This is a genomic window from Microcystis sp. LSC13-02 (assembly GCA_002282935.1).
Taxonomy (GTDB): domain Bacteria; phylum Cyanobacteriota; class Cyanobacteriia; order Cyanobacteriales; family Microcystaceae; genus Microcystis.
Genome location: MTBT01000216.1, coordinates 1 through 6,394 on the forward strand (window position 1 = coordinate 1; position 6,394 = coordinate 6,394).

At 41.8% G+C, this 6,394-nt stretch carries 7 protein-coding genes and 1 pseudogene; 2 read left to right on the top strand and 6 right to left on the bottom strand.

Features of this window, described 5'->3' with window-relative positions; translation table 11 throughout:
- Positions 1-429: 429 nt before the first annotated feature.
- Complete coding sequence (locus BGL89_RS13375; protein WP_286826119.1) at positions 430-891, bottom strand: DUF2996 domain-containing protein; 462 nt, start codon at positions 889-891, stop codon at positions 430-432.
- Positions 892-1,027: 136 nt separating this feature from the next.
- On the opposite strand from BGL89_RS13375, the gene BGL89_RS13380 reads away from it, so the two are divergent.
- Positions 1,028-1,198 (top strand): hypothetical protein, encoded by a 171-nt coding sequence (locus BGL89_RS13380; RefSeq protein ID WP_286826120.1) that lies wholly within the window; start codon positions 1,028-1,030, stop codon positions 1,196-1,198.
- 4 nt (positions 1,199-1,202) lie between these two features.
- On the opposite strand, the gene ligA is transcribed toward BGL89_RS13380, so the two are convergent.
- The 4 genes from ligA to BGL89_RS13400 all read right to left on the bottom strand — a co-directional run bounded on the left by ligA (position 1,203) and on the right by BGL89_RS13400 (position 5,593).
- Positions 1,203-3,212, bottom strand: a complete 2,010-nt coding sequence (gene ligA / locus BGL89_RS13385; protein ID WP_286826121.1) for an NAD-dependent DNA ligase LigA — start codon at positions 3,210-3,212, stop codon at positions 1,203-1,205.
- Between the two features lie 14 nt (positions 3,213-3,226).
- Complete coding sequence (locus BGL89_RS13390) at positions 3,227-3,679, bottom strand: Uma2 family endonuclease (protein WP_286826122.1); 453 nt, start codon at positions 3,677-3,679, stop codon at positions 3,227-3,229.
- Between the two features lie 23 nt (positions 3,680-3,702).
- Positions 3,703-4,158 carry a Uma2 family endonuclease gene (locus BGL89_RS13395; protein ID WP_286826123.1) on the bottom strand — a complete coding sequence of 152 codons (456 nt, stop codon included), beginning with the start codon at positions 4,156-4,158 and terminating at the stop codon, positions 3,703-3,705.
- Positions 4,159-4,270: 112 nt separating this feature from the next.
- Positions 4,271-5,593, bottom strand: coding sequence for an aminopeptidase P N-terminal domain-containing protein (locus tag BGL89_RS13400; RefSeq protein WP_286826124.1), 1,323 nt, complete (start codon positions 5,591-5,593; stop codon positions 4,271-4,273).
- Positions 5,594-5,654: 61 nt separating this feature from the next.
- Here BGL89_RS13400 and BGL89_RS13405 point away from each other — a divergent pair, with 61 nt between their 5' ends.
- Positions 5,655-6,128, top strand: a complete 474-nt coding sequence (locus tag BGL89_RS13405; RefSeq protein WP_045358069.1) for a hypothetical protein — start codon at positions 5,655-5,657, stop codon at positions 6,126-6,128.
- 81 nt (positions 6,129-6,209) lie between these two features.
- On the opposite strand, the pseudogene BGL89_RS13410 reads toward BGL89_RS13405, so the two are convergent.
- A pseudogene (locus tag BGL89_RS13410) lies at positions 6,210-6,394 on the bottom strand (hypothetical protein); the annotation flags it as partial.

The window sequence follows — 6,394 nt, forward strand, 5'->3', positions numbered from 1 at the left end:
TTTTAGATACCAGATGATAGAGTTGATTAAAACTCAGTTTTTGGGAGTTTTCAAAGAAATATTGGCGATAATGGTAGTTAGCTAGATTGAAGAGATTTTTTGACAAGAAGGCATAATGGTCAATTTCTGACCACAGGGGATGGTTTTGGCCGATAATATGACGTTCAACTAGCTTCATGTCTTGATTATACCTGATAACGTTCTTAAAATCTATCGGTGGCAAAAGTTACTTATTTTAGTTATAGCGCTTTTCACGTTAATGAGGTATCGACAAGTTTTGCTAACAAAAGGTTTAAGCCCCTTGCCCATACCTCATTCTGATGAAAACTGCTATATCTAGCTACAGAAATGAGTAACTTGAAAAAGTTTTAGGTAGGTTTTTGGTTTCTGTGGTTAACCCCCCTTCTCGATCGCTAATCCTCAGCAATTTTAGTTTCTAGTCAACCACTTTTGACCGTTAAGCCGTTGCTTGGTGTAAAACAACAGTAAATCAAGACTAACTTTCCTTTCATCGATCATAAATGATTCAAGGGTACTAGGTTGAGCGCCGCCCTCAGCTTGAGAAAAAGCTTTTTTGCCATTGATGTCTTCTTCTAAAAAATAAATGCTAAATTGACGCATTCCCTCGAGCCAATTGCCAGTTAACTGCCAACAGGGAGAGCCAGAAAAGCCCTGCACGGGAATTTTATCCTGTTTAAAGGACAGCTTTATATCAGTTATACCCAGCTTTTGCAAGGCTGCCGCCAGTGCGGGCTGAAAATGCTGCTCAATAAATTCAGCGAAGGGTTTTTCCTCGACGGTAGGCTCCTTGGGTTTTTTAGCAGCCGCAGGTTGAGCCGGTTTTTCTGCTGCTGCTGCCGGAGTTGCGGGGGTGGTGGTTTCTTCTGCCATAGGAATTAATCAGGAATGGGTAGGTAGCTACAATTATATTTTCTCCCGGGTTATCAGCTATCAGTTTTTTTAGCTATCAGCTTTTATCCAGACGATCAATTTGACCCTTAACGAAGGCAGGAGGCAAAAGGCACTCATGCAAAAGGGACTCATGCAAAAGGCAGCTTTGTTCTCCCCACACCCCACACCCCACACCCCACACCCTACACCCTACACCCCACACCCCACACCCCACACCCTACCCCCACCGAAAAACTTTTTGCCGCAAACCCTACTTAATGCTTCGGCAGATTTGCTGCAATCTTAAGCTTTTAAGCCTTGATTAATTCGAGTAATTGTGCTTCGGTTAGCTGAGTAATGCCCAATTCTAGGGCTTTTTCTAGCTTAGAACCCGCCGCTTCTCCTAGCACTAAATAATCGGTTTTTTTGCTGACAGAACCCGTCACTTTCCCCCCAGCTTTTTCGATTAATTCTTTGGCCTCCTCCCGTTTGAGAGTTGGTAAAGTGCCGGTAATGACAAAGGTTTTCCCTGCTAAGGTGGCTTTAGTGGTGGTGGTTTTTGCTGCTGCGGCAAATTGTAAACCCGCTGCCTGTAATTTAGCGACTAAATCCCGATTAGCCTCGATTCTAAACCAATCATAGACCGATTGAGCGATTTCTTCACCGATACCATAGACAGAGGCTAAATTAGTCACGCTGGCGTTAGCTAACTCCTCCACAGTCCGAAAACTTTCGGCGAGAATTTTGGCGTTAACGCTGCCCACATAGCGAATTCCTAGCCCATAAAGTACCCTCGACCAGCTTTGATTTTTGCTCTGAGCCATGGCTGTAATCAAATTTAAGGCGGATTTCTCGCCCATTCGGTCTAATTTGGCAATTTCCGTTTTTTCGAGGCTGTATAGGTCAGAAATGGCGGTAACTAATCCCTGTTCAATCAGCAAAATCACCACTTTTTCCCCTAATCCCCTGATATCGAGGGCATCGCGACTAGCCCAGTGTACTACACTTCCCCGCAAAATCGCCGGACAGGAACTATTGACACAGCGCGTCACCGCTTCCCCCACCGGACGAACTAGGGGAGATTGACATTCAGGGCAATTAGTGGGCATCTGGAAGGGTAAAGTCTGGGGAGGACGCAATTCGGGCAGGATTCTCACCACTTCTGGGATAATTTCCCCCGCTTTGCGGATAATTACCGTGTCACCGATGCGGATATCTAATTCGGCCACTCGATCGCTATTATGTAAAGTAGCCCTTTGTACGGTGGTTCCTGCGACTTGTACCGGTTCCATCACCGCCATGGGTGTAACCGCACCGGTGCGTCCCACGTTGACGATAATATCTTTAACTACTGTGGGGACTTCTTCGGCAGGATATTTTAAAGCGATTGCCCACCGGGGGAATTTTTGAGTGAATCCTAACCGATTTTGTCGCTGTAAATCGTTGATTTTGACTACGACACCATCGGTCATGTAGGCTAATTGATGACGTTTTTCTTGCCAATCTTGATAGTATTGCGCCACTTCTTGCAGGGATGGACAGAGTTGACGGTGGGGATTAACCAGAAATCCCATGGTTTCTAATCTATCTAAGGATTGCCATTGAGTAGTGATATTGTTATCGTCTAAATGCAGGGTATAGGCAAAAAATTGTAAGCGTCTTTTATCAACTATTTTCGGATCTAGTTGTCGTAGGGTTCCTGCTGCCGCATTGCGGGGATTAGCAAAGAGAGATTCACCCTTTTCTTCTCTTTCTTGATTGATTTTATCGAAGGTATCGAGGGGTAAAAAAGCTTCGCCGCGCACTTCCACAATTGCTGGGGGATTATCTATATTTAAGCGTAAAGGAATAGAGCGAATTGTCCGCACATTGGGGGTAATATCTTCACCAGTGACTCCATCTCCTCTAGTAACACCTCTGACGAAAAAACCGTTTTCGTAGGTTAAAGCTAATGCAGAACCATCGATTTTTAGTTCACACACATATTTTGTGTCTTGGGTTTCATTTACATATCTCTGCCAACGGCTGCCCCATTTATTTAATTCTTCGAGGTTAAAGGCATTTTCGAGACTATACAGGGGAATATTATGACGAACAGAAACGAATTGACTAGAGATTTTATCCCCGACTCTTTGGGTGGGACTATCGGGGGTGATTAATTGAGGATAACGCTTTTCTATGTCCTCTAATTCCCGATAAAGTTGATCATAAACGCTATCGGGTATAAAAGGATCATCGAGAACATAATAAGCATAACTGGCTCTTTGTAGTTCTGTTTTTAGTTGTTGGCAACGTTGTTGGATTTCTAAGGGGATAGTCATAATCGTTAATAATGCTACTGGGCAAATACCATTTGAGGAGTTAATTGTAAATCGGGAAATGTCACCGATATTATTCTATCTTCGTTGTTAAATTCTGCCAGTTCATAAAATCCAGAAATCAGGGTTAAAACTGATATTTTTAGAGCAATAGTATCGATAATCCAGTATTCAAGAATGCCTCTCACTGCGTATTCTGAACGCTTATAACGGTAGTCATCGTCGGCATTACCGGGGCTAACAATTTCTACAACTAACAGGGGAGAAAATTCAATTACTGCTGTGGTCATATTTCTAATCTCTTGACATTGTTCAGCAGTTAAAATCATTAAATCTGGAATTCTCGATTTAGCTTTAGCGGGAGGCATGGGAATTAATTCTCCGTTAAATAATTCGTACTTATTATCTGTGGAGTTATGATAATTTAAATATTCTGTAAAGGTATATATTTTTTGTTGGGTAGCAATCATGATAACCTCCCGCCAAGATTTTACTATTCAAAGACCATTTGAGGAGTTAATTGTAAATCGGTAAATGTTACCGATATTATCCTATCTTTGTTGTTAAATTCTGCCAGTTCATAAAATCCCGAAATCAGGGTTAAAACTGATATTTTTAGAGCAATAGGATCGATAATCCAGTATTCAGGAATGCCTCTCACTGCGTATTCTGAACGCTTATAACGGTAGTCATCATCGGCATTACCGGGCCTAACAATTTCTACAACTAACAGGGGAGGAAATTCAATTACTGCTGTGGTCATATTTCTAATCTCTTGACATTGTTCAGCAGTTAAAATCATTAAATCTGGAATTCTCGATTTAGCTTTACCACTAGCGGGAGCCATGAAAATTAATTCTCCGTTAAATAATTCGTATTTATTATCTGTGGAGTCCCGATAATTTAAATATTCCGCAAAGGTATATAATTTTTCTTTGGTAGCAATCATGATAATCTCTAGAAAAAACTTAATTGAATCTCCTTTGAAGATAAATTTTGCCTTTGATCCCCCCTTAATAAGGGGGTTAGGGGGAATCTGACAATTTTTAACACCTAGCTTTTTACTTAGATTCGATATCCTCAACTTTTTTGGGAACTGTTGCAGTTAAAACCTCATTTCCTGTGGCAGTAACTAACACATCATCTTCGATACGGATACCGATACCCCGCCATTTTTCCGGCACTTCCGGCTGTCCTTCAGCAGGTTTAATATCGGGAGCGATATAAATCCCCGGTTCCACGGTTAAAACATGACCGGGCTGCAAAGTTTGCCAAGTTTCTTCGTTAACTTTATAACCTCCTGCATCATGGACATCTAATCCTAACCAATGGCCAGTTCTGTGCATATAAAAAGGCTTATATTTTTCCTCTTTAATTATCTCATCAATGGGGCCAACCAATAGCCCTAAATCCACTAATCCTTCCACAATTGTCCTCACAGCTGTGTCATGAAAAAGATTATAAGGATTACCAGTTTTTACCACTTCAATCGCCTTTAATTGAGCTTCTAGAACAATTTCATAGATAATTTTTTGTTCGGGGGTAAATTTACCATTAACGGGAAAAGTGCGGGTAATATCACCGTTATAGTAATTGTAGGCACAACCGGCATCAATTAACAAAAGCTCATTTTCTTGTACTTGGCGATCATTGTTGATATAGTGCAGAATACAGGCATTAGCACCACTAGCAACAATAGAAGGATAAGCAGGACCCATACCCCCTTCTAGGCGAAAAGTATGCTCAATTTCCGCTTGAATTTGATACTCATAGTGACCAACTTTGGTGAATTCTCTGGCGCGATTATGTGCCTGGGCCGAAATAGCGGTTGCTTTGCGAATATTGTCCAATTCGGCCTCGGTTTTCAGTAAGCGCAAAGGATGGAGAATAAAATTAGTATCCTCTAAAGCAGTCGGTCCGGTGCCGCGACGGGGAAAAGTGGCGATTAATTTTTGCCAGTGATTAAGAACGTTTGTATTAAAAGTTTTGTCCCGTCCGAGATGATAATAAATTCGTTCGGCTTTTTCGAGATATTGGGGTAATTTTTCCTCCAATTCTTGGATAGAATAGGCCTCATCAGCACCAAAAATCTCCTTTGCTCCTTCCACACCGTGGAGATAGCCGGTCCAAGTTTCTTTTTCTGGGTCTTTTGGCTGCACAAACAGGATAAACTGATGTTCGGGGTGATGGGGTGCTAAAATCGCCACCGCATCCGGTTCATTAAATCCTGTCAGGTAAAAAAAGTCACTATCCTGACGATAGGTGTATTCTACGTCATTGTGCATGACCGCCATGGGCGCACTGCGAAAAATTGCGGTTCCATTGCCGATTTTTTCCATTACCTGCTGACGACGGTGCTGAAACTCTCTGCGATCGATGCCCATAGATATTCCTAAAAATGTCACAATAAGTCTTAGATTCTATTATCGCTAATCTTTTTAGTTTATGACACCTGAAGAACCGGATTTTTCCCAAGATATCATCGAAAGGCGCGAGTTTACCCTAGCAGATTTTATCGCTCAAGAGGGGGCGGATTTCCTCAAAGGGGAATCTCCCGTCCCCAAATTAGTGCAGGTAAAGACTGAAATTAAACAGTTTATTGCCGCTAATTTAGGGGATTCTTCGGGAGCTTTGCAGATAATTTTACAGCTTATCGTTGATGAAGAATTAACCAAAGTCAGTCAAAATTTAGATAATCCTGTTCAAGCTTTACAGTTAATCCTAGAAGAAATTTTAGACAATCAAGAATTACTCTATGAATTAGTACACCGAGTCGATGTGAAATGGGGACAATTATACGGGGAACGTCCCTATTTTCAACAACCCAATCAAAAACCTCACCCTGAAGACGAATACACTCACAATTCCGTCAGAGATAAGTTGGTCAGTTTATTAGCCAGATTAGAACCGAATAAGTAGTAGAGGCTATAGCAGTTATTAGGAGACTCCGAGACGATGCCCTATCAAGACATACCTTATCTTTATGAAAAACTCTGTATTTTAATTATTTCTTAATAGAAACCAACAGGACTGACAAGGAGAATCTATCCCTAGACAGAGCGCCGGGGCGGTAACTGGTGAAAATAGGTGTAAGTTGACATCCTCACCGCCGTAAACGGACGGTGATTCCTCACCACGCCACCTTTTTAAGATGGTCGCTGAATGGGGTTGACGCTTCACGGGAT

Bases quoted from the DNA above. Each gene is read 5' to 3' on its own strand.
- BGL89_RS13380 (WP_286826120.1), top strand. From the start codon at position 1,028: ATGCAAAAGGGACTCATGCAAAAGGCAGCTTTGTTCTCCCCACACCCC.
- ligA (WP_286826121.1), bottom strand. From the start codon at position 3,212: ATGACTATCCCCTTAGAAATCCAACAACGTTGCCAACAACTAAAAACA.
- BGL89_RS13405 (WP_045358069.1), top strand. From the start codon at position 5,655: ATGACACCTGAAGAACCGGATTTTTCCCAAGATATCATCGAAAGGCGC.
- BGL89_RS13395 (WP_286826123.1), bottom strand. From the start codon at position 4,158: ATGATTGCTACCAAAGAAAAATTATATACCTTTGCGGAATATTTAAAT.
- BGL89_RS13400 (WP_286826124.1), bottom strand. From the start codon at position 5,593: ATGGGCATCGATCGCAGAGAGTTTCAGCACCGTCGTCAGCAGGTAATG.
- BGL89_RS13375 (WP_286826119.1), bottom strand. From the start codon at position 891: ATGGCAGAAGAAACCACCACCCCCGCAACTCCGGCAGCAGCAGCAGAA.
- BGL89_RS13390 (WP_286826122.1), bottom strand. From the start codon at position 3,679: ATGATTGCTACCCAACAAAAAATATATACCTTTACAGAATATTTAAAT.